This is a genomic window from Cellulomonas sp. NPDC089187 (genome assembly GCF_040685135.1).
Lineage (GTDB): Bacteria > Actinomycetota > Actinomycetes > Actinomycetales > Cellulomonadaceae > Cellulomonas.
Window position 1 is genome coordinate 392,713 of sequence record NZ_JBFBHI010000001.1, and the last position, 22,732, is coordinate 415,444.

A 22,732-nucleotide genomic window follows, 5' to 3' on the forward strand; every position below is an offset into this window, starting at 1 on the left:
ATACCCCGAGTTGTTACTACCCAGTACGGTTCAGTCGTACTGGAGGCCCAGGTGCCGGGTGACCCCGTCCCATCCGGTCAGCAGCGGGCGGACCAGGTCAGCGAGTCCCTCGGGGAAGACCTCGATCCGCACATCCGCGAGCTCGTCCAGGGACCACCAGCGCATCTCGTCCAGCACGGAGACCTCCAACTCAGTCCAGCCGTCCGAGGCGAGCACCGCATCACCGGCGATCCGGGCCAGGAACACCTCCTCGTCCTGACGGCACCGCTGCGCCACGAAGTCGAAGATCGCCGAGCGGGTGAGCACCGGCCCGATCAGTGCGTCGGCGTCCACCACCAGGCCGGTCTCCTCGAAGACCTCGCGAACCGCTCCCTGCCGGGGCGACTCCCCCGGTTCCAACCCGCCACCCACGGTGAACCACCAGCTGCGCTCCGGCTGGTCGATGTCATGCCCCCGCACCAGCAGCAGGCGGTCGGCCTCGTCCACCAGCAGCACCCGGGCGGCACGCCGGTACGGCAGACCATCGGGGCCGGGCTGCCAGTCAGGGCCGAGCCCTGCGGGCGACGCGGCAGAACCCGGGGACGGGACCGGCCCGCCACTCCCCGAGGGGTGCGACGGGCCGGAGCCGGACGGAGTCGAGTTCACCAGCCGCGCTCGGCCAGACGGTGCGGCACCGGCACGTCGTCGACGTTGATGCCCACCATCGCCTCGCCCAGACCACGGGAGACGTTCGCGATCACGTCCGGGTCGTCGTAGAAGGTGGTGGCCTTCACGATCGCGGCGGCGCGCTCGGCCGGGTTGCCGGACTTGAAGATGCCGGAGCCGACGAACACGCCCTCAGCGCCCAGCTGCATCATCATCGCGGCGTCGGCCGGGGTGGCGATGCCGCCCGCGGTGAAGAGCACCACCGGGAGCTTGCCGTTCTTCGCGACCTCGGCGACCAGCTCGTAGGGCGCCTGCAGCTCCTTGGCGGCCAGGAACAGCTCGTCCTCGGGCAGCGACGACAGCCGACGGATCTCGTCGCGCAGGGTCCGCATGTGGGTGGTGGCGTTGGAGACGTCCCCGGTGCCGGCCTCGCCCTTGGAGCGGATCATCGCCGCGCCCTCGGTGATCCGGCGCAGCGCCTCGCCCAGGTTGGTCGCACCGCAGACGAAGGGCACGGTGAACTGCCACTTGTCGATGTGGTGGGCGTAGTCGGCCGGGGTCAGCACCTCGGACTCGTCGATGTAGTCGACGCCCAGCGCCTGGAGCACCTGCGCCTCGACGAAGTGCCCGATCCGGGCCTTGGCCATCACCGGGATCGACACGGCGTTCACGATGCCGTCGATCAGGTCCGGGTCGCTCATCCGGGCCACGCCGCCCTGGGCGCGGATGTCCGCGGGCACCCGCTCCAGCGCCATCACGGCCACCGCACCGGCGTCCTCGGCGATCTTGGCCTGCTCGGCGGTGACCACGTCCATGATCACGCCGCCCTTGAGCATCTCGGCCATGCCGCGCTTCACCCGGGCGGTGCCGACCACGGCGTCGCTGCTGGTGGGGGTGGTGGTGCTGTCGGTCACAGTGCCCTCGCAGTTCATGGTGTCAGCGGCTTGCGTGCGGTCATGGTAGTCCCGAGCGGGGGTCACCCGGTCGACGATTCCGGCGGCGTCCCGGCGGCGCCGAGTGCATGGGGCCAGGCGTCGTCGAGTTCCAGCGTCTGCGGCAGCGGCGCACGTCCGGCCAGGCGGAACGTCCGGATCGCCCAGCCGCGCCGCATCCGCTGGGCTTGGGCGACCGCCTCGTTGTGGAACCGGCGGGCGAGCTGCACCCGGTACCAGGCGTCAGCCAGCGCATCGAGCAGGTCACCGCCGCCGGGCTCCTCGCGCAGCTCAGCAACCTCCTCTGGGTCGTCCAGCACCTCGCGCAGGGTGGCGGACAGCTCGGACTCGACGGTTCCGCGGTCCGCAGTGCCCACCGGCGCGGCGATTCCGGCGGGCAGCGGTGCCATCCCCGCAGTCTCCGGGCGTCCGGCGTTGATCGACGCCCAGGCTGCCTCACCGACCAGCACGGAACTGACCGGGTCCAACATGCCGGAGGCGGACAGGGTGGACGCGGCCGAGGCGCGGCGCAGCAGTTGGGTGTCCACCACCGCGCGGGAGGCGACCACCTTGCGATGCAGCCGGTCGATCCGGTTGGCGGTGACCCACAGCCACCAGACGATCAGCAGGACGACGGCCACCACGATGACCGCGATCTCGCTCCAGGTCATGCGTCCTCCCCGCGCCAGCGCCGCAGTCGACCGCGCACCGAGGACGGGTCCTCGCCCACCGGGGCGTGCCCGCTCTCCACGGCCATCTCGTACACGGTGAGGATCTGGTGGGTCACGGTCGACCAGTCGTAACGCATCACCGCCGCGGAGCCCAGATCCGCCAGCTCGGCGCGCCGCTGCGGGTCCGCCAGCAGGCCGGTCAGCACCCGGGCCAGATCGGCACCGTCGCCGGTGCGGAACAGCTCACCGGCGTTGCCCTCGTCCAGCACCCGCCGGAAGGCACCCAGGTCGCTGGCCACCACCGGGGTGTGCGCGCTCATCGCCTCGACCAGCACGATCCCGAAGGACTCCCCACCGGTCTGCGGTGCGACATAGGCGTCGACGGAGCGGAACAGCGCTGCCTTCTCCGCGTCGCTGACCCCGCCCAGGAACTCCACCGCCTCCGCGTCGTCCCCGATCAGCTCGCGGACCTCAGCAGGGCCGGTGTCACCGCGACCGGCGATCAGGAACCGCACCCCCGGAATGGCCCGACGCACCGCGGGCACAGCCTCCAGCAGCACCGGCAGCCCCTTGCGCGGCTCGTCCAACCGGCCGAGGAACGCGACCGTCGGACGCTCCGGGGTCCCGGTCCACTGCGGGTCGGTGTCCGCCTGCGCGAAGTGGTCGACGTATACGCCGTTGGGGATCACCACCGCGTCACCGCCCAGATGGTCGACCAGCGTCCTGCGGGCATCCTCGGAGACGGCGATCCGGGCGCTGATCTTCTCCAACGACTGCCGGACCAGCGGGTAGGCGACCTGCAACGAGCGAGACCGCTGCTGCGAGGAATGGAAGGTCGCCACCACCGGACCGTCGGCGATCCACAGCGCCAGCATGGACAGCGACGGGCTCATCGGCTCATGCAGGTGCAGCACGTCGTACTGCCCAGCCTCCAACCAGCGACGCACCCGGGCGGCAGTGAGCGGGCCGAAGGCGAGCCGCGCCACCGAGCCGTTGTAGCGCACCGGCACCGCCCGTCCGGCGGAGGTCATGTAGTCCGGAATCGGGGTGTCCTCGTCGGCGGGGGCGAGCACGCCGACGGTGTGCCCCCGGGCGATCAGCGCCTCGGCCAGGTCTCGGATGTGGAACTGCACCCCACCCGGCGCGTCAAAGGAGTACGGGCAGACGATGCCGACTCGCAGCGGTCGCTCCGGTGGGCGCAGCGCGTCCAGGGCGCTGCTCATTCCCCGGCCTCCGCCAGGGTGCGGGCGTAGCGCTCCGGGTCCAGGTCGGCGACGAAGACCCGCTGCAGCATGTGCCAGTCCTGCGGGTGACGCCGGATGCCGTCGGCCAGGTGATCCACCCACTGCTGAGTGAGCGCGGGCACCCGCTCCTTCTTCGGCAGCTCCGGGTCCGGGGTCAGGATCGGGGAGAACTCCACCACGATCCCCCACCCGGTGCCGGCCGCACGGCGACGTTCGCCGTGCAGACGCTCATAGCGGATCACCGTGGTGCACAGCGGCGCCCCGGTGGAGATCGCCAGCGCTGCCGGTCCAGCCGCGACCCGGGCGCGCTCCCCGAACAGGTCGACCTCGACACCGCGGGCGGTCAGGTCACGGTCGGCCAGCAGCGGCACCAGCCCCCCGCCGGGCCGACGAATACCGCGCACCAGCTCCCGGAACACGCCGCCACCGCCACCGGACAGCGGGACGATCTCCAGCCCGAGGCTCTCCCGGAAGGCCAGGAACTCCTGGAACAGCGCCTCCGGCTTCAGACGTTCGGCCACCGTGAGGGTGCGGCCGAGGTTGCGGGTGGCCCAGGCGCCAGCCAGATCCCAGTTGCCCAGGTGCCCCAGTGCCATCACGACCATCTCGCCTTCGCGCATCCGGTCGACCACGCTCAGGTCACCGGCGAGGCGAACCCGAGCGTCGACCTGCTCCGGACGCACACCCACCAGCGCGAATGCCTCACCGAAGTACCGCATGTACGAGCGCATCCCGGCCAGGGACAGTCGGCGCAGCGCCTTGTCGTCCAGCTCCGGGCGCACACGGCGCAGGTTGCTCTCCAGCCGCCGCACACCGTCCCCGCGCCGCCACCAGGCCACATCGGCGACCAGGCGGAACGCACCCCTCACCACGGCATCGGGCAGCTTGCCAGTGATCCGCCACGCGGTGGCGTAGACCTTGGCGACGTCGATCCTCATCGGGTCACCGCCTGACGCCGCACGGTGGCCATCCGCTGCACCACGGTGATCAGCGAGGCCAGAGCTAGCAGACCCAGGACAACGACCAGCACCGCGGCAGGCAACCCGGCCCCGACCACACAGGTGGCGACCAGCACCGCGACCAGCCGGTCCGCACGCTCGGCGATCCCGACCTTGGCGGTCATCCCCAGCCCCTCGGCTCGGGCCCGGGCATAGGGAACGATGGACCCGAGCACCAGGCAGGCCAGCGCCAGGGCGACGCCCCAGTCCGCCAGCGCGCCGTCCTGCCCGACGAACCACAGCACCAGCCCAGTGAAGATCGCTGCATCGGCGAACCGGTCCAGCGTCGAGTCCAGGAATGCCCCCCAGTCACCGGAACGCCCGGCCCGGCGCGCCATCACCCCGTCCAGCGAGTCGGTCAGCACGAAGGCCCCGATCACCAGACTGCCGGCGAGCAGGTGCCCGGTCGGCAGCAGAATCAGCGCGGCCAGGACGACGATCACGGTGCCGGTGATGGTCACCGCATCCGGCGAGACTCCCCAGCGCAGCAGTCGGTCGGCCACCGGGGTGAAGATCCGGGTGGCGAAGCCTCGCAGGCGATCCATCAGTGGTCCTCCCCAGGCCACGCGGCGGCGAGGCGGGTCCGTGTGTCAGCGAGCAGTTCGGGCAGCGCCCGGGTCCGACCGACGATCGGCAGGAAGTTCGCGTCCCCGGCCCACCGTGGCACAACGTGCTGGTGCAGGTGAGCGGCGATCCCCGCCCCGGCGACATCGCCCTGGTTCATGCCCAGGTTGAATCCGCCGGGTCCGGAGACCTCACGCAGCACGGTCATCGCGGTCCGGGTGAGCTCCCCGACCTCCGCAACCTCCTCGGTGGTCAGTTCGGTGTAGTCCGCCACGTGCCGGTAGGGGCAGACCAACAGGTGCCCCCCGTTGTAGGGGTAGAGGTTCATCAGCACGAAGGCACGCTGCCCGCGGGCGACGATCAACCCGTCCTCATCGGAGAGTCCGGGCGCACGGCAAAACGGGCAGCCGTCACCGGCGGCGCGATCGGCGGGCTTGTTCTCCCCGCCGATGTACGCCATTCGGTGCGGCACCCACAGTCGACCGAAGCCGTCCGGCACGCCGGGCAGCTCCGCGGCGTCCTCCACCTCCATGCTCAGACCTGAGCGTGCTCGCGGACCGCGGTGACGATCCGCTGCACCGCGTCGGCCACCGGCACCCCGTTCTCCTGCGAGCCGTCCCGGAACCGGAAGGACACCGCACCGGCCTCGGCGTCCTCACCACCGGCGATCAGCACGAAGGGGATCTTCTGGGTGGCGGCGTTGCGGATCTTCTTGCCGAACCGATCATCGGAACGGTCCACCTCGGCACGGATGCCCTGGGCGCGCAGCTGGGAGACCACGTCGGACAGGTACTCGTCAAAGGCCTCGGCCACCGGCACCGCCAGCACCTGCACCGGCGCGAGCCAGGCCGGGAACGCGCCCGCATAGTGCTCGGTCAGCACCGCGAAGAACCGCTCGATGGAGCCGAAGAGTGCACGGTGGATCATCACCGGGCGCTGCCGGGTGCCGTCCGGGGCGGTGTACTCCAGCTCGAATCGCTCCGGCAGGTTGAAGTCCAGCTGAATGGTCGACATCTGCCAGGTCCGGCCGATGGCGTCCCTGGCCTGCACCGAGATCTTCGGACCGTAGAAGGCCGCACCGCCCGGGTCCGGCACCAGGTCCAGACCGGACTCGGTGGCCACCTGCCGCAGGGTCTCGGTGGCCTCCTCCCAGGTGGCGTCGTCGCCGACGAACTTCTCCGGGTTCTTGGTGGACAGCTCCAGGTAGAAGTCGTCGAGGCCGTAGTCCTTGAGCAGGTCCAACACGAAGGTGAGCAGGCTGGTCAGCTCGTCCTTCATCTGGTCGCGGGTGCAGTAGATGTGCGCGTCGTCCTGGGTGAAACCGCGGGCACGGGTCAAGCCGTGCACCACCCCCGACTTCTCATACCGGTAGACGGTGCCGAACTCGAACAGCCGCAGCGGCAGCTCCCGGTACGACCGTCCCCGGGAGTCGAAGATCAGGTTGTGCATCGGGCAGTTCATCGGCTTGAGGTAGTAGTTCTGCCCCTGCTTGGTGATGTTGCCGTCGGCGTCCCGCTCCTCATCCAGCTGCATCGGGGGGTACATGCCCTCGGAGTACCAGTCCAGGTGCCCGGAGATCTCGAACAGGTGCTGCTTGGTGATGTGCGGGGAGTTGACGAACGAGTACCCGGCCTCGACGTGCTTGCGCCGGGAGTACTCCTCCATCTCCATCCGGATGAGGCCGCCCTTGGGGTGGAACACCGCCAGCCCGGAGCCGATCTCGTCCGGGAAGGAGAACAGATCCAGCTCGGTGCCCAACCGGCGGTGGTCACGACGCTCCGCCTCGGCGATCCGGTCCAGGTACGCCTTGAGCTCGTCCTTGGTCGGCCATGCGGTGCCGTAGATCCGCTGCAACTGCGGATTCTTCTCCGACCCGCGCCAGTAGGCCGCCGCCGACCGGGTCAGCTGGTAGCCGTTGCCGAGCAGCTTGGTGCTGGGCAGGTGCGGGCCGCGGCACAGGTCCTGCCAGACCACGGTCTCCGACTCCCGGCCCGCGCCGCGTACGTTCTGGTAATAAGTCAGGCCACCCTCGCCGACCTCCACCGAGGCACCCTCACCGGCATCGGCCGCGGTGGACTTCAGCCCGATCAGCTCTTGCTTGTACGGCTCGTCGGCGGCCAGCGCACGCGCCTCGTCATCGGTGACCTCGACCCGGCGGAAGGTCTGGCCCTCCTTGACGATCCGGCTCATCACCTTCTCGAGCTTGCGCAGATCCTCGGGGGTGAACGGGGTCTCCACGTCGAAGTCGTAGTAGAAGCCGTCGGTGACCGGCGGGCCGATGCCGAGCTTGGCGGTGGGGTTGACCTCCTGGACCGCCTGCGCCAGCACATGCGCAGCCGAGTGCCGCAGCACGCTCAGACCATCCGGGGAGTCGATGGTCACCGACTCGACGGTGGCGCCCTCGGGCAGCGGACGGGACAGGTCCCACAGCTCGCCGTCGACCCGGACGACCACCACATCCTTGCGGTCGGAGAACAGGTCCGCCCCCGTGGTCCCGGTCGCGGCGGTGGTCGGGCTGCCGTCGACGGTGAGGGTGAGGTTCTCTGACACGGGTGGGTCTCCTCGACTTCGGTTCACCGGACGCCTCGCGCGCCTGGCCACCCCCGATGCTACCGACCTGGCAGGCCATCCCGGCCGGACACGACGAAGGCCCCGATCCATCACTGGAATCGGGGCCTTCGCATCCGGGTGGGCGATACTGGGTTCGAACCAGTGACCTCTTCGGTGTGAACGAAGCGCGCTACCACTGCGCCAATCGCCCGGTGCTGGAACACCATACCGAACTCCCCGGCCAAACCGGAAACCGGTGCCGCGCCCCCGCTGATCACGGGCTCGCGCGCGATCGAATCCGCCCGAATCGCCATGAAGGGACGGAGCGGGTGAAGCGCAGGTCACAGCGGGTGAAAGTGCGCGGCGTGTCTCGGCCTGGCACCGTCGTGACTGCCATGATGGATCGACACCGAAGGGGGGTGACGCTATGGCACAGCACAGTGACGACGTCGTGGAGTCCGTCGCGATGCAGTTGATCAGCTCCGACGCGAGCGTGTTGCCGGTCACCGCAGAGTTGTCCTTCCGCGCCGGCGACCCCTACACCGTCCGCGCCACATTCAGCAGCCCGCAGTCGACCTCGGTCTGGCTGCTCGGCCGTGAACTCCTGGTGCAGGGCATGCTGGCTGATGCCGACGACCCCGCGGGCAGCGGTGACGTGCAGGTGTGGCGGGACGAGGACCCCCTGTTCGTGCTGCTCTCGCTGACCGGGATCGAGGGATCGGCGCTGCTGGCCGCACCCGCCGACGCGGTGGAGCACTTCTTGACCCGGACCGAGAACCTGGTGCCGATCGGCACCGAGAGCGAGCGGATGGAAGGTGAGCTGACCGCGTTGATCGCGGCGCTGCTCACCGCCTGAGTCAGAACGGCCAGGTCCGCACGCGCTCCTCGCTCAGCAGGGCCACGAGGGCGTCCTCGCTCCGGTCGTCGCGTCCGAGCGAGTCGTGCGCAGCCCCGATCGCCCGGACGGTCAGCGCATCGAGGTAATCGCCTGGATCGTCGAACATCCGAGTCAACGCCCGACCTCCGTCGTGGTCGAAGTACCAGACCGACCCGTCGGCCCGGTCGAAGCACCACTGATTGCCATTGCCCAGGTAGTCACCGAAGGCAATCAGCCGGTCGACCCTCGTGTGGTCCAGCCCCATCTCGACGATCCCGGGGTAGGCGTCCGCCAGCGGCTCGACCCGCTCGAAGCGCTCACCGGTCAAGCCGAGGATGCCCTCCACCGACGGCGTCGACCCGAGCGCCAGGTGGTAGCGGCGCAACGACTCCGGCAGCACGACCCCCAGTCGGTGCTCGGCCATGGCCAGCTCGATCCGGGTCGCCGGGCGCAGCACATCAGCAGTCACGTCACCCGCCATCTGCCAGGTGTGCAGTCGCACCGCCCACGACCACCAGCGCAGCCGCTCGTCCGGCGTCATGGCCGCGGGGATCACGTACTCGTCGGGGATGTCGGACTCGGCACAGCTGCGGTCGACGAGCACCGCCACCGGGCTGTGCGGACGGAACCAGGCGTCCACCAGCTCCCCCGTCGGCGCGGTCCCCCACGGCACCTGGGCGAGCACGGCGGTGGGCAGCCACGGTCGCCAGGAGTCCCGGCCCGGTTCGTCGTGGTCCAGGACGAGGAATCGCGTGGCGGACAGCGCCTCAGGTTCGGGCGCGCCGACGCCGAGTGGCAGACAGACGGTGCCATCGAGCTCGGGCAGGGCGGCGATCAGCGCCTCGAGTCCGCGCAGGAGCTTCATGCGGGCATATCCCCCATGACCTGCCCGGCGTACGTCGACGCGCCGGGGATGCGGATCGCCCGGAAGTACCGGGCCAGCGCTGATCGGCCCTGGAGGGCCACGAGGTACCAGATCGCCGTGTCAGCGATCACCGTCGACGCATACCCGAGTTCCTTGATCACCCCACCGCGGTCCGCCGGGTCGGGCGTCTCACCCGGCGGGAAATCTCCGTCCGGGTCGTCATCGTCCACCGTGTCACGCACGACCTTGGCGTCCAGGAACGACTGAAACCCTTCGACGCCGAGCACTCCTCGGACCTCGTCCACCGTGAACCCGGAGAGCGCGAGGTGGCGCACCAGGATGTCGCGCACCACGGGGTGCAGCGGGCGGTCGTCCAGCTGCGCACCTGTCCGGTCAGCCCAGTCGTGCAGCTGCTGTTGATAGTCCTCCGACCTCAGCAGGTCCTCGACGGCGCTGACTACGTGCGAGTCCATGCACCCCACCCTGCCCGCCAGCGCGGAACGTTGGGCGCAGCTGAGTAGTCACCTCCGCCGGATGAGGGCACCAGCGCGCGCAATCAGGGGCGTGACGGCAACCGGGACGCCGTCGAGTGCGCTCACCGGCACCAGCCCACGGAGCGCATTGCTGATCGCCAGCCCGGCCTCCCCCGCGCTCACCCGGTCCAGCACCGACCAGGGCAGCTGCGTTGCGCGGGCGGTCGGTTCGTGGTCCAGCACGAGTTCCCGCATGATCCCGGGCAGGCAGCCGCTGTCCAGGCTCGGGGTGAGCAGTTCGCCGTCGATCTCCACCCAGACGTTGGAGGTGCTGCCCTCGGACAGGTGTCCGCGAGTATCGGCGAGCAGCGCCTCGTCCGCGCCGTGGCGGCGGGCGTCGGCCAGGGCCAGGGCGTCGGCGGCGTAGGAGGTGGACTTGTGCCCGGCCAGGGGTGAGCGCTCGTTGCGCACCCAGGGGCTACGACGGGCGGTGGGATGCGGGCGATCCTCCCGGGGCCCCGCGACGACGACTGGGCCCCGCGACGATCCGACGGTGATCCGCACCCGTCCCACGTGGGCATCCAGCACCGCCTCGACACCGGCCCTGACCTGCCCGAGATCGACCGTCAGTCCCAGGGCTGCCGCCGACCGGGTCAGACGTGCCAGATGCTGGCCGAGGTCCAGCACCACGCCGTCGCGCACCGCGCAGGTCTCGAACAGTCCCAGCCCGTGGGTGGGCACCGGGTCAGCAGCGGTGTACACCGGGTCATCGGCATCGATCAGCCGCCCGTGCGCCCACACCCTCATGCCCGCTCCCCCGTCGCCAGCGCGATCAGCCGCTCGGCCTTGAGCTCGGTCTCCGCCCATTCGCCCTCCGGATCGCTCCCCCACGTGATGCCCGCGCCGGTGCCGAAGCGCAGGACGCCATCGGACCACCAGAACGTCCGGATGCCCACCGCCAGCTCCGCGGTGAGCCCGCCCTCGGCGTCGACCTCGGCCCAGCCGATCAGGCCGCAGTACGGCCCTCGGAGCGCGGTCTCCAAGGCGGCAATCACCCGCAGGGCAGCGGATTTGGGTGCGCCGGACACTGATCCGGGCGGGAAGGTGGCGGACAGCAGCGCGGCCCAGTCGGCGGTGCGCAGCTCGCCGGAGACGGTCGAGACCAGATGCACCAAACCCGGGTGCTCCTCCACGGCCAGCAGGTCGTCGACCCGCACGGTGCCGGGGTGGCAGACCCGTTGCAGATCATTGCGGACCAGATCGGTGATCATCACGTTCTCGGCCCGATCCTTGGCGGTCAGACCCTCGGCGGTGCGCGCAGTGCCCTTGATCGGCGCGGATGTGATGCGACCGTCAGCGATCCGCAGGAACAGCTCGGGCGAAGCACTGACCACCCACTGGCCGGGCACCTGGATCGCCGCCGCATAGGGGGCTGGATTGCCCGCGGCCAGTCGGTCGGTCAGAGCGGCAGCATCCGGTTCGGCCGGCAGTGGCGCGCTCAACACCCGGCAGAGATTCGCCTGATAGACCTCACCCTCCCGGATCGCCGCCCGCACCCGGTGCACGCCGTCGACGTAGGCGTCCCGATCCATCGAGCTGGTCCAGCCGTCGGTGCCGCGCCAGCGACGACCGGTGCTGGTCACGGCTCCGATCCGCGCGAAGCGCCACGCACGGACCGGACCGTCGAAGTCCCCGACCAGCACCCAGTGCCCCGGGGTGTGTAGCCGCTCCGGCGCGGCGGCCACATCCGGGACATGCTCCAGCACACCGTGGAACTCGCGCCCGCCCATCCGCGCCCAGCCGCCCTCTCGCACCCGCACACGGTAACGGGACAGAGCGCCTGAACCGCCGAATCGACCAGTCTGCGTCCCGGTGAACACGCGGAACACACCGCCCGAGCAGGACGGATTGGACTCCCGCCGAGAACTTCGCGTAGAGTTCACGACGCACCGGACAGCCCGGCCAGACGGTCGGACACATGGCGCATGCGGATGTGGCTCAGTTGGTAGAGCATCACCTTGCCAAGGTGAGGGTCGCGGGTTCGAGTCCCGTCATCCGCTCGGAGGCAGACACTCCTGGTCGATCGGTCACGGTCGCTGAGGACTGAGGTCTCAGGGTGGAGTGGCCGAGAGGCGAGGCAGCGGCCTGCAAAGCCGTATACACGGGTTCGAATCCCGTCTCCACCTCGTATTTCCAGTGGTTCCCACTGGGCGATTGGCGCAGCGGTAGCGCGCTTCCCTGACACGGAAGAGGTCACTGGTTCGATCCCAGTATCGCCCACCAGCACGGGCCGTCCCGGTTCAGATCGGGACGGCCTCGCTGTTCACATGCGGATGTGGCTCAGTTGGTAGAGCATCACCTTGCCAAGGTGAGGGTCGCGGGTTCGAGTCCCGTCATCCGCTCAGAGAACGAAGGCGCTCGCCCCCCGCGGGGCGAGCGCCTTCGTCATGCGGGGAGCTGGCATACTCACGCCGCGTGAGCACCCCTGATGTCACCGTCGAGTTCCGCCGCCTGCGCTCCCACCTGGAGCGCCTGGCTCCCGGCTCCGCCCGCACCTTCAACCCGCCTGCCACCGCCGACGAGCTGGAGCGACTGGACGAGGTCCTGGACGGTCGAACCCCGCCGGAACTGCGCGCACTGCTGTCAGAGGCGAATGGGCAGGACGACCCGTCGGGTGTGTACGGAATGATCAACCACCTGAGCTTCTGCTCGGTGGACGAGCTGGTGCGGTTCCACCGCGAGCTCGCCGACGCTGTCGGGGACATGGTCGAACCCCGCCCTCAGCCGTCCGCCTACCGCTGGTCGGTCTGGTCGCCGGACTGGATCCCGGTAATGACCGTCGACGGCGACGCGTTGATGATCGACCTCGATCCTGGCGAGACCGGCACCGTCGGTCAGGTCTTCGTCCGGCCGAACGCGCCCGATCTGGACGAGCCCCTGGCGTCGAGCCTGGGCGGTTACCTGGCCCGAGCGAACGAGTTGATCGAGGCCGGGGAGTACGAGGTGGACGACGACGTGGTGACCATCGTCGACCTGTACTGATCTAGCGTTCCAGCACCCACCCCGGACGGTGTGCGTGGTCCACCCGGATCACCACATCGGCAGTCGCCTCCGGGTCGACCTCCGCGCGGTAGCGGGTGTCCGCGGCGAGCTGCCAGTGCTGGTCGGTCGGCAGTCGACGGGCGAGCATGTCCGGGCGCAGCGCCAGGTGGACCGTGAGGTCGGTGGGGAGCCAGCGGCCCAGTAGCAGCTCCCCCGCCAGCAACAGCACGCCGTTCTCCGGCACGGGCTCGGTGCGGCGTCGGGCTGAACGGTCCTGTGCGGCATCCCACAGCGCCGGCAAGTAGGCCGTGCCCGCCTCCCACGGGTCCAGCACCTCGCGGATCAGCGCACCGGAGTCCAGCGCCACATCCAGCAGCGCGTCCGGGTCGTCGCGGCCGAACTCCCAGCGCACCGAGGCGGGCCGCAGGAAGTCGAGCCCCCGGACCACCACCGCCGGACGTCCGGCCACGCGCAGGGGTTCGACCAGCTCCGTGGCCAACGCGAGCGGGTCGGTCACCGACCAGCCGTCGATCAGCACCCGCGGGCGCGGACCGAGCACGGCGATCCGATCGACCAGCCGGGTGCGGACCTGCGCGGGGGTGATCGGTTCGACATGCACCCGGGCAGTCTGCCGGGTCATCGCGACTGCCGGGTCGTGGCAGCTGTGGGGTCCACACTCCCCCGGGTCACGCGCTGAGCAACACCCCGCGCACGAACGCCGCCTGCCCCGCGTGCTGCACCGCGTCATCCAGGACGCTGACCAAGCGCACACCGCGGGTCACCGGCGGGTCCCAGCCCGGATCGACGACCTCATCCAACTGCGCGTCCGTCAGACCGGCCAGGTAGCTCACAGATGCAGCGGTCGCGGCATGGGCGTAGCCGACCAGGAGCTCGGCCGGTGCGCGGACCTGGGCCACCTGCTGGGTGGTGTTGCCGTAGCCGTTGTCCGCGGGGTCCAGCGGCAGCCCGAAGCGGTCGGCCCAGCCCTCGGCGGTCCAGACCTCCTCTGTGCCGTTCAGCTCGGCGATCTGCGCGTCCTGCTCCCGCGCCAGGTGCCAGACCAGCCAGGCGATGGTGTTGGACTGCGGCCCGATCCGCTCCGTGAGTTGCTTGTCATCCAGGCCGGACACGGCGGTCCGCACCAGATCGTCCAGTCGGCCGAAGCCCTCGGTCAGTACGTCGATCCCGTTCATGTCCGCCACGTTATGCCCGGTCACCGACACGCGCAGGGCCGCACCGTTGGCCTGCCGGGATCAGCCGCGCTGCTCGGCCCGGTCCCGGACCCCGCGCAGCATCCGGTCGGTCATGATTGTGCTCGCCCAGGTCAGCGCCTCGACCATCCACCGTGCCCAGGACTCGCGGTAGCCGTAGCGCTCCCGCACGATCAGCCGGGTCGTGTTCGGCAACTGCCCGGGACGCAGCACGAAGGACCACACGAAGTCGAATGGCACCTCATCCTCATCCGGCAGGGCGGGGCCCTCGCCGTGCAACACCACGGCGTGGTCCGGGTCCAACCGCGCCACCGTGAGCGACACCTGCTCGGCCAGTCGGACCGTGTCACCCTCGGCCAGGTCCTGAAGCGCCGGGACGATCTCCTCAGCCGAGTGGATGTCCACCCCGAGTAGGTTCTCCAGTGCGTCGTAGCTGTAGAAGCCGCCGCGTCCCTGCCCCAGCTGCAGCAGCCAGGGGTAGACCGCCGAGGCCGGTGCCTGGATGGTGATTGCCCGGGTGGCGACCAGGTCGGCATCCGGCAGCAGCTCGTCTCCGGCCAGGGTGATCGAGCGTTCCACCTGGGTGGCTCCGAGTCGCAGCGCCCGCTGCCGGGCAAGCACGTATCCGGCGGTCAGGGCCGCCCCGGTGGTCAGGGTGCGCAGCACGCGAGCGGTAGCCATGGGGCCACTCCATCATCTGTGGCGGCTCCGACGCCAGGGACGGCAGTCCCTGATGACGACAGGAGGCCCGGACCGTCCGGTCCGGGCCTCCTGCTGGAACTCAGTGCTGAATGATCAGGCGACGCGACCCGAGGCCTCGTCACCGATCTTGTGCACCACCACGGTGTTGGTGGAGCCGACCACGCCCACCGGGGTACCGGCCACGACGACGACGTAGTCGCCCGCCTCGGCCAGGCCCTGCGCACGCAGGGTCTGCTCGACCTGCTTGACCATGTCGTCGGTGTGCTCCACCGACGGCACCTGGTAGGTCTGGGTGCCCCAGGTCAGCGACAGACGGTTGCGGACCGCCTCGTCCGGAGTGAAGGCCAGCAGCGGGATGGAGCTGCGCAGGCGCGACATCCGGCGGGCGGAGTCACCGGACTGGGTGAAGGTCACCAGGTACTTCACACCCAGCGCCTCACCGACCTCGGCAGCGGCCCGGGTGATCGCGCCACCGCGGGTGTGCGGGGTCGAGCCGAGCGGGGCGATCCGCTCGCGGCCCAGCTCCTCGGTGGCCTCGATGATCCGCGCCATGGTGCGCACGGTCTCGATCGGGTACTCGCCGACCGAGGTCTCACCGGAGAGCATGACCGCGTCGGCACCGTCGAGCACCGCGTTGGCGCAGTCGGAGGTCTCGGCGCGGGTCGGGCGCGGGTTGTTGGTCATGGACTCGAGCACCTGGGTGGCGACGATGACCGGCTTGGCGTTGCGGCGGGCCAGCTCGACCGCGCGCTTCTGCACCAGCGGCACCTGCTCCAGCGGCAGCTCCACACCGAGGTCACCGCGCGCGACCATGATGCCGTCGAAGGCGTCGACGATCTCCGGCAGGTTCTCCACAGCCTGGGGCTTCTCGACCTTGGCGATGACCGGGACGACCCGGCCCTCCTCCTCCATGATCCGGCGGACGTCGTCGTAGTCGGCGGCGTTCCGGACGAAGGACAGCGCGATGATGTCCGCGCCGATCCGCAGCGCCCAGCGCAGGTCGGTCTCGTCCTTCTCGGACATCGCCGGCACGGAGACCGCGACGCCGGGCAGGTTGATGCCCTTGTTGTTGGAGACCGGACCGGCGACCTCGACGCGGGTGATGACCCGGGGGCCCTCGACCGCGGTGACGCGGACCAGCACGCGGCCGTCGTCGATCAGCAGCGGGTCGCCGACGCGCGCGTCATTGGGCAGCCCCTTGTGGGTGGTGGAGACGAGCTCCTTGGTGCCCGGCACGTCCTCGGTGGTGATGGTGAAGGTGTCACCCTCGGCGAGGTAGTGCTTGCCCTCGACGAAGCGTCCGAGGCGGATCTTCGGGCCCTGGAGGTCAACCAGGACGGCCACGGAGCGGCCGGAGGCCTGGGCGGCGGCGCGGACGTTCTCGTACACCTTGGCGTGGGCCTCGGCGTCGCCGTGGCTCCGGTTGATACGGGCGACGTCCATACCGGCGTCGACCAGAGCCTGGATCTGCTCGGCGGACTCCGTCGCGGGGCCGATGGTGCAGACGATCTTCGCTCTACGCATGGGTTTTCAGCCTAGGCCTTTCGTGGTGGGCGGTTCGGGGACGAAGGTGTCCTCGCCGTTCAGGCCGGCTGTCCTGAGGTCCACGACCCGGGACGCACCAAGCCGTGACTCATCCTACGGCTCCCGCGGGGGTTTGCCCTCCCCCGTGCCTGCCGACGGGGACCGATCCCGCCCGAATCGCACTCCGGCTTGCCCATCGGAGCGCCGCCGGACAGGGACCTAGGACACAGCTGTCCGACGGCGAGCTGACAGAAACCGACGCCAGTGGCGTCGCACGAGCGTCGGATTCTGTCGGCTCGGTGCGCTCGGAAGCACGGAAGGTCAGGCGCGCAGGGCCTGGGTGTTCGCGGAGACCGGGGCGGGCAGCTCGGTGGTGCCGGTGAGGAACCGGTCCACGGCGGCGGCGGCGGCCCGACCCTCGGCGATGGCCCACACGATCAGCGACTGACCGCGTCCAGCGTCACCGGCGACGAAGACACCGGGCTCGCTGGTGGCGAAGTCGTCGCTGCGGCGCACCGTGCCCCGGGCGGTGAGATCGACACCGGTCTGCTCGACCAGCTCGGCGGTCTCCGGGCCCGTGAAGCCCATGGCGATCAGCACCAGATCGGCCGGGATCTCTCGCTCGGTTCCGGGGGCGGGCACCCGGCGACCGTCGGGCAGGTACTCGGTGGTGGCCAGGCGCAGGCCGGTGACCTGCCCGTCGACACCCTCGAATGCCACGGTAGAGGCCAGGTACGCCCGCTCACCGCCCTCCTCGTGCGAGGAGGACACCTCGAAGACCACCGGGTCGGTGGGCCAGGGCTGGTTCGCCGGGCGTTCGGTCGGCGGCTGCTTGCCGATCGCCAGGGTGGTGACCGAGGCGGCCCCCTGACGCAGCGCGGTGCCCAGGCAGTCCGAGCCGGTGTCACCGCCACCGATCACGATCACGTGCTTCCCCGCGGCATCGATGGGGTCGGCCACGACCTTGCCCGCGACCAGGGCGTTCGACTGGTGCAGGTACTCCATCGCCGGGTGGATGCCAGCCAACTCACGGCCGGGCAACGGCAACTCGCGGGGCACGGTGGACCCGGTGGCGACCACGACGGCGTCGTACCGCGCACGCAGATCCGCCCAGGTGACATCGTGGCCGATCTCGACCCCCGGCCGGAACCGGGTGCCCTCGGCGGTCATCTGCTCCAGACGACGGTCGATGTGCCGCTTCTCCAGCTTGAAGTCCGGCACGCCGTAGCGCAGCAGCCCGCCGATCTCGTCATCCCGCTCGTACACGGCCACGGTGTGCCCGGCCCGGGTCAGCTGCTGGGCGGCGGCCAGCCCCGCCGGACCGGAGCCGACCACCGCGACGGTGTGCCCGGTCAGGCGCTGCGGCACCTGCGGGGTGACCAGCCCACGGTCGAAGGCCTCATCGATGATCGTGACCTCGACGTTCTTGATCGTCACCGCGGGCTGGTTGATCCCCAGCACACAGGCCGACTCACAGGGCGCCGGGCAGATCCGCCCGGTGAACTCCGGGAAGTTGTTGGTGGCGTGCAGCCGCTCGATGGCCTCCGCCCACTGCCCGCGCCAGACCAGGTCATTCCACTCCGGGATGAGGTTCCCCAGCGGGCAGCCGTTGTGGCAGAACGGCACACCACAGTCCATGCAGCGACCGGCCTGCTGGTGGATCAGGGTGGCGGACTGCTTGTCCTCGGCCACGGACAGGTGCTCGTGCACCTCACGCCAGTCCATCAGACGCAATTCGACCGGGCGGTTCGGGGGCAGCTCCCGCTCCCGAACCTTCAGGAACCCACGGGGGTCAGCCACGTGCCACCTCCACGATGCCCTCCCACACGCCGGGGGCGCTGGGATCGAGTCCATCGGCCTCCGCCTGGGCGAGAGCGGCCCGGATCCGGGCGTACTCGACCGGCTGCACCCGGGTGAACCGGGCGCGGGCCTCGTCGGTCAGGGTGTTGCCGTCGCCGAGCAGTTCCGCGGCGATCTGCGAGCCGGTGAGCTCCAGGTGGCGACGGACCAGGTCGCCGACCAGGGCGGCGTCCTCGTCGGTGAGCGCGGTCAGGGCCAGCTCGCCGGCGGCCATCGACTGCACATTGACCCGCTCCGGCTTGAGGTCGAGCACGTAGGCCGACCCGCCGGACATGCCCGCCGCGAAGTTCCGCCCGGTGCGGCCGAGCACCAGCACGGTGCCACCGGTCATGTACTCGCAGCCGTGGTCACCCACGCCCTCGGTGACCAGGGTGGCACCGGAGTTCCGGACACCGAAGCGCTCACCGGTCAGGCCGGAGGCGAAGAGCTCACCGGAGGTCGCGCCGTAGCCGATCACGTTGCCGGCGATCACATTGTGCGACCCGGCCAGCGCGGCGGAGCGGTCCGGCCGCACAACGATCCGACCACCGGACAGACCCTTGCCGACGTAGTCGTTCGCGTCGCCCTCCAGGCGCAGGGTGATGCCCTTCGGCAGGAATGCCCCGAAGGACTGCCCCGCCGAGCCGGTCAGTCGCACGTCGATGGTGCCGTCCGGCAGACCCGCACCGCCATACCGCTTGGTGACCTCGTGGCCGAGCATGGTGCCGACCGTGCGGTTGACGTTGCGCACCGGCAGCTCGATGGACACCGGGCGGGCGTCCTCCAGCGCAGGGCCGGCCAGTGCGATGAACTGGTTGTCCAGTGCGCGGTCCAGACCGTGGTCCTGGTCCTGCACGTGGTGCAGCGCGGACCCGGGCAGCGGCTCCGGTACGGCCAGCACCGGCGCGAGGTCCAGACCCTGCGCCTTCCAGTGGTCTACGGCCTCCCGGGTATCCAGCAGCTCGACGTGGCCCACGGCCTCCTCGATGCTGCGGAAACCCAGCTCGGCCAGGATCTCCCGGACCTCCTGCGCAATGAACTCGAAGAAGGTCACCACGAACTCGGCCTTGCCGGTGAACCGGGCACGCAGCTCCGGGTTCTGGGTGGCCACACCGACCGGACAGGTGTCCTGGTGGCAGACCCGCATCATGATGCAGCCGGAGACCACCAGCGGGGCGGTGGCGAAGCCGAACTCCTCCGCCCCGAGCAGCGCGCCGATCACCACGTCCCGCCCGGTCTTGAGCTGACCGTCGACCTGGACGACCACCCGGTCACGCAGGTCGTTCAGCACCAGGGTCTGCTGGGTCTCGGCCAGGCCGATCTCCCACGGCGTTCCCGCGTGCTTGAGCGACGTCAGCGGGCTGGCACCAGTGCCACCGTCGTGCCCGGAGATCAGCACCACGTCCGAGTGCGCCTTGGCCACCCCGGCGGCGATGGTGCCGACCCCGAACTCCGACACCAGCTTGGTGTGGATCCGGGCGGACGGGTTGGCGTTCTTCGCGTCGTGGATCAGCTGAGCCAGATCCTCGATGGAGTAGATGTCGTGGTGCGGCGGCGGGGAGATCAGGCCCACGCCCGGAGTGGAGTGCCGGGTCTTGGCGACCCAGGGGTACACCTTCGGACCGGGCAGCTGCCCACCCTCACCGGGCTTGGCGCCCTGGGCGAGCTTGATCTGGATGTCGTCGGCGAAGGTCAGGTACTCACTGGTCACCCCGAACCGACCGGAGGCGATCTGCTTGATCGCGGAGCGGCGCACCGGGTCATGCAGACGCTCCGGGTCCTCACCGCCCTCACCGGTGTTCGACTTGGCACCGAGCTGGTTCATCGCGATGGCCAGGGTCTCGTGCGCCTCCTGGCTGATCGAACCGTAGGACATCGCACCGGTGGAGAACCGCTTGACGATCTCGCTGATCGGCTCGACCTCCTCCACCGGGATCGGCGCACGCTCACCGTCGCGGAACGTCAGCAGGCCGCGCAGGGTCATCAAGCGCTGGGACTGCTCGTTCACCCGGTGGGTGTACTGCCGGAAGACGTCCATCTGCCGGGTCCGGGTGGAGTGCTGCAACCGGAATACGGTCTCCGGGTCGAAGAGGTGGTCCTCGCCGTCCCGACGCCACTGGTATTCGCCGCCGGTGGCCAACCGTCGGTGCGGCTGCCGGTTGCCGGAGGCCGGATAGGCGTCGGCGTGCCGGGCGGCGACCTCGGCGGCGATCACGTCCAGCCCGATCCCGCCCAGACGGCTCGTGGTGCCGGTGAAGTACCGGTCGACCAGCGGCTGCGACAGCCCGATGGCCTCGAAGACCTGTGCACCCCGGTAGGAGGCGATGGTGGAGATGCCCATCTTGGACATCACCTTGAGCACGCCCTTGCCCAGCGCCTTGATCAGGTTCGCGACGGCCTTCTCCGGGGCGACCTCCGGCAGGAACCCGGACCGGGCCAGATCCTCGACGGTCTCCATCGCCAGGTACGGGTTCACCGCGGCCGCGCCGTAGCCGATCAGCAATGCGACATGATGCACCTCGCGCACATCACCGGCCTCGACCACCAGCGATACCTGGGTGCGGGTGTGGCGACGCAGCAGGTGGTGATGCACGGCGGACAGCAGCAGCAGCGACGGGATCGGCGCGCGGTCGGCGTCCCCGTCCCGATCGGAGAGCACGATGAAGCTCACACCGTGCTCGACTGCGCGGTCGACCTCGGCGAAGATCTCCTCCAGTCGGTGCTCCAACGCCTCGCCGCCACCGGCGACCGGGTAGAGCCCACGAACGATCACACTGCTGAAGATGCCCGCCATCGCCGGGTCGCGGTCGATCTTGACGATCTTGGCCAGACCGTCGTTGTCCAGCACCGGGAAAGGCAGCACCAGCTTGCGGGCGTGCTGCGGACCGTCCTGGAGCAGATTCGGCTCCGGACCGATCGCACCGCCGATGCTGGTGACCAGCTCCTCACGGATCGCGTCCAGCGGCGGGTTGGTCACCTGCGCGAACATCTGCGTGAAGTAGTCGAAGAGCAGCCGTGGGCGCGTCGACAACACCGCCACCGGAGTGTCCGATCCCATCGCACCGAGCGGCTCCGCACCGGTGGCCCCCATGGGGGACAGCAGGATCTTCAGCTCCTCCTCCGTGTACCCGAAGGCGCGCTGACGGCGACGGACCGAGGCGGTGGAGTGCGCGATGTGCTCGCGCTCCGGCAACTGGTCCAGGTACACCGAGTTCTCGGCCACCCACTGGGCGTAGGGCTTCTGCGCGGCGAGCTGGGCCTTCACCTCGTCGTCCTCGACGATCCGGCCCTTGCCGGTGTCGACCAGGAACATCTTGCCCGGCTCCAGGCGACCCTTGCGGACGATGCTGGCCGGGTCGAGGTCGAGCACACCGGCCTCGGAGGCCATCACGACCAGACCGTCCTCGGTGACCCAGAACCGCCCGGGGCGCAACCCGTTGCGGTCCTGCACCGAGCCGATCAGGGTCCCGTCGGTGAAGGTGATCGCCGCCGGGCCGTCCCAGGGCTCCATCAGGGTGGCGTGGTACTCATAGAACGCGCGGCGAGCCGGGTCCATCTGGGCGTGGTTCTCCCACGCCTCGGGGATCATCATCATCACCGCATGCGGCAGGCTGCGGCCGGACAGGTGCAGGAGTTCCAGCACCTCGTCGAAGGACGCGGAGTCCGACCCGCCGGGGGTACACACCGGCAGCAGCGGGTTCAGGTCACCCAGTTCCTCGCTGCGCAGGGTGCCCTCGCGGGCGGCGACCCAGTTCCGGTTGCCCTTGACGGTGTTGATCTCCCCGTTGTGCGCGATCAGCCGCAGCGGCTGGGCCAGCGGCCAGGACGGGAAGGTGTTGGTGGAGAAGCGCGAGTGCACCAGCGCGATCTCGCTGGCGTAGCGCGGGTCGGACAGGTCGGCGAAGAACGGCTCCAGCTGTCCGGTGGTCAGCATGCCCTTGTAGGCCAAGGTCCGGGCGGACAGTGAGGCGAAGTACAGCCCCAGCTCCCGCTCCGCACGCTTGCGCAGCCGGAACGCCCGGCGGTCCAGCTCCAGCCCGGAGAGCTCACGGGACGGGTCGGCCACCACCAGCTGCCGGAAGAACGGCATCGAGGCGCGGGCGCTGGGTCCGACCAGATCCGCGGTGACCTGCACATCACGCCAGGCCAGGACGTCGAGCTTCTCCTCGGCGGCGACGGCCTCGACGGCGCGCTCGGTGGCGATCCGCTCGGCCTCGTCCATCGGCAGGAAGGCGAGCCCGATCGCGTAGTGCCCGGCAGGCGGCAGATCCGCGTCGACCACGTCGCGCAGGAAGGCATCCGGGATCTGGGTCAGGATTCCCGCGCCGTCACCGCTGTTCTCCTCCGCGCCGACCGCCCCGCGGTGGTCCAGGTTCAGTAGCGCGGTCAGACCGGCGTCCACGATGTCCCGCCCGGGGGTGCCCCGGAGCGTGGCCACGAAGGCGAATCCGCACGCGTCGTGCTCCGCCGCCGGGTCGTACAGACCGGTGGCGCTGGGGGCGTTGATCGGTGACGCGGGCATCTGCACCGTCCTCACGGCCCGGGGGCGGGCCACGTCGATACATGTGGGGGGTGGGACGTCATCGGCCCGAGGT

The 22,732-nt window shown here is 70.2% G+C and carries 20 protein-coding genes and 5 tRNA genes; 6 read left to right on the forward strand and 19 right to left on the reverse strand.

Annotated features, from left to right (window positions below; genetic code table 11):
• Positions 1–30: 30 nt before the first annotated feature.
• The 9 genes from AB0N78_RS01880 to AB0N78_RS01920 all read right to left on the reverse strand — a co-directional run bounded on the left by AB0N78_RS01880 (position 31) and on the right by AB0N78_RS01920 (position 7,815).
• Positions 31–645 (reverse strand): NUDIX domain-containing protein, encoded by a 615-nt coding sequence (locus AB0N78_RS01880; RefSeq protein WP_363385102.1) that lies wholly within the window; start codon positions 643–645, stop codon positions 31–33.
• Positions 642–1,559 carry a pyridoxal 5'-phosphate synthase lyase subunit PdxS gene (gene pdxS / locus AB0N78_RS01885; RefSeq protein ID WP_203767091.1) on the reverse strand — a complete coding sequence of 306 codons (918 nt, stop codon included), beginning with the start codon at positions 1,557–1,559 and terminating at the stop codon, positions 642–644. The genes AB0N78_RS01880 and pdxS overlap by 4 nt, the downstream gene beginning before the upstream one ends.
• A gap of 62 nt (positions 1,560–1,621) precedes the next feature.
• Positions 1,622–2,248 (reverse strand): hypothetical protein, encoded by a 627-nt coding sequence (locus AB0N78_RS01890; protein WP_363385104.1) that lies wholly within the window; start codon positions 2,246–2,248, stop codon positions 1,622–1,624.
• A complete protein-coding gene (locus AB0N78_RS01895) occupies positions 2,245–3,429 on the reverse strand; it encodes a glycosyltransferase family 4 protein (RefSeq protein ID WP_363386211.1) in 1,185 nt (394 codons plus the stop codon). Before AB0N78_RS01895 ends, AB0N78_RS01890 begins: the two co-directional genes overlap by 4 nt.
• Before the next feature lie 38 nt (positions 3,430–3,467).
• On the reverse strand, positions 3,468–4,430 hold the full coding sequence (locus tag AB0N78_RS01900; protein ID WP_363385107.1) for a phosphatidylinositol mannoside acyltransferase: 963 nt from the start codon (positions 4,428–4,430) through the stop codon (positions 3,468–3,470).
• Positions 4,427–5,038: a phosphatidylinositol phosphate synthase gene (gene pgsA, locus AB0N78_RS01905; protein ID WP_363386213.1), complete on the reverse strand. Its 612-nt coding sequence runs from the start codon at positions 5,036–5,038 to the stop codon at positions 4,427–4,429. Before pgsA ends, AB0N78_RS01900 begins: the two co-directional genes overlap by 4 nt.
• Positions 5,035–5,586, reverse strand: a complete 552-nt coding sequence (locus AB0N78_RS01910; RefSeq protein WP_363385110.1) for an HIT domain-containing protein — start codon at positions 5,584–5,586, stop codon at positions 5,035–5,037. Before AB0N78_RS01910 ends, pgsA begins: the two co-directional genes overlap by 4 nt.
• A gap of 2 nt (positions 5,587–5,588) precedes the next feature.
• Positions 5,589–7,604 (reverse strand): threonine--tRNA ligase, encoded by a 2,016-nt coding sequence (thrS, locus tag AB0N78_RS01915; RefSeq protein WP_363385113.1) that lies wholly within the window; start codon positions 7,602–7,604, stop codon positions 5,589–5,591.
• A 139-nt stretch (positions 7,605–7,743) separates the two neighbouring features.
• Positions 7,744–7,815, reverse strand: a tRNA-Val gene (locus AB0N78_RS01920).
• A gap of 216 nt (positions 7,816–8,031) precedes the next feature.
• Between AB0N78_RS01920 and AB0N78_RS01925 the strand changes: the two genes are divergently transcribed.
• Positions 8,032–8,460 carry an SsgA family sporulation/cell division regulator gene (locus tag AB0N78_RS01925; RefSeq protein ID WP_363385116.1) on the forward strand — a complete coding sequence of 143 codons (429 nt, stop codon included), beginning with the start codon at positions 8,032–8,034 and terminating at the stop codon, positions 8,458–8,460.
• Position 8,461: 1 nt separating this feature from the next.
• Here AB0N78_RS01925 and AB0N78_RS01930 read toward each other — a convergent pair whose 3' ends face one another.
• Genes AB0N78_RS01930 through AB0N78_RS01945 form a run of 4 tightly spaced genes read right to left on the reverse strand, consistent with a single transcriptional unit; the run spans position 8,462 to position 11,633 of the window.
• Positions 8,462–9,346, reverse strand: coding sequence for an SMI1/KNR4 family protein (locus AB0N78_RS01930; RefSeq protein ID WP_363385119.1), 885 nt, complete (start codon positions 9,344–9,346; stop codon positions 8,462–8,464).
• A complete protein-coding gene (locus tag AB0N78_RS01935; protein ID WP_363385122.1) occupies positions 9,343–9,819 on the reverse strand; it encodes a hypothetical protein in 477 nt (158 codons plus the stop codon). Before AB0N78_RS01935 ends, AB0N78_RS01930 begins: the two co-directional genes overlap by 4 nt.
• Before the next feature lie 48 nt (positions 9,820–9,867).
• Positions 9,868–10,626: an aminotransferase class IV gene (locus AB0N78_RS01940; RefSeq protein ID WP_363385125.1), complete on the reverse strand. Its 759-nt coding sequence runs from the start codon at positions 10,624–10,626 to the stop codon at positions 9,868–9,870.
• Complete coding sequence (locus AB0N78_RS01945) at positions 10,623–11,633, reverse strand: chorismate-binding protein (protein WP_363385128.1); 1,011 nt, start codon at positions 11,631–11,633, stop codon at positions 10,623–10,625. Before AB0N78_RS01945 ends, AB0N78_RS01940 begins: the two co-directional genes overlap by 4 nt.
• A gap of 173 nt (positions 11,634–11,806) precedes the next feature.
• Between AB0N78_RS01945 and AB0N78_RS01950 the strand changes: the two genes are divergently transcribed.
• From AB0N78_RS01950 to AB0N78_RS01970, 5 genes are all read left to right on the forward strand, one after another.
• Positions 11,807–11,879, forward strand: a tRNA-Gly gene (locus AB0N78_RS01950).
• Between the two features lie 55 nt (positions 11,880–11,934).
• Positions 11,935–12,005 (forward strand) — tRNA-Cys (locus AB0N78_RS01955).
• Between the two features lie 22 nt (positions 12,006–12,027).
• Positions 12,028–12,102, forward strand: a tRNA-Val gene (locus tag AB0N78_RS01960).
• A 46-nt stretch (positions 12,103–12,148) separates the two neighbouring features.
• Positions 12,149–12,221 (forward strand) — tRNA-Gly (locus AB0N78_RS01965).
• Positions 12,222–12,294: 73 nt separating this feature from the next.
• Positions 12,295–12,861: an SMI1/KNR4 family protein gene (locus AB0N78_RS01970; protein ID WP_363385131.1), complete on the forward strand. Its 567-nt coding sequence runs from the start codon at positions 12,295–12,297 to the stop codon at positions 12,859–12,861.
• Between the two features lies 1 nt (position 12,862).
• On the opposite strand, the gene AB0N78_RS01975 is transcribed toward AB0N78_RS01970, so the two are convergent.
• From AB0N78_RS01975 to gltB, 6 genes are all read right to left on the reverse strand, one after another.
• Positions 12,863–13,501: a uridine kinase gene (locus AB0N78_RS01975; protein WP_363385134.1), complete on the reverse strand. Its 639-nt coding sequence runs from the start codon at positions 13,499–13,501 to the stop codon at positions 12,863–12,865.
• Between the two features lie 46 nt (positions 13,502–13,547).
• The gene (locus AB0N78_RS01980) at positions 13,548–14,054 is read right to left on the reverse strand and encodes a DUF664 domain-containing protein (RefSeq protein WP_363385137.1); all 507 of its coding nucleotides are present in this window, start codon (positions 14,052–14,054) and stop codon (positions 13,548–13,550) included.
• Positions 14,055–14,114: 60 nt separating this feature from the next.
• On the reverse strand, positions 14,115–14,753 hold the full coding sequence (locus AB0N78_RS01985) for an SRPBCC family protein (protein ID WP_363385140.1): 639 nt from the start codon (positions 14,751–14,753) through the stop codon (positions 14,115–14,117).
• Between the two features lie 114 nt (positions 14,754–14,867).
• A complete protein-coding gene (gene pyk, locus AB0N78_RS01990) occupies positions 14,868–16,298 on the reverse strand; it encodes a pyruvate kinase (protein ID WP_363385143.1) in 1,431 nt (476 codons plus the stop codon).
• 321 nt (positions 16,299–16,619) lie between these two features.
• A complete protein-coding gene (locus AB0N78_RS01995) occupies positions 16,620–18,098 on the reverse strand; it encodes a glutamate synthase subunit beta (RefSeq protein ID WP_363385146.1) in 1,479 nt (492 codons plus the stop codon).
• A complete protein-coding gene (gene gltB, locus AB0N78_RS02000) occupies positions 18,091–22,659 on the reverse strand; it encodes a glutamate synthase large subunit (RefSeq protein WP_363385148.1) in 4,569 nt (1,522 codons plus the stop codon). Before gltB ends, AB0N78_RS01995 begins: the two co-directional genes overlap by 8 nt.
• Positions 22,660–22,732 lie beyond the last annotated feature (73 nt).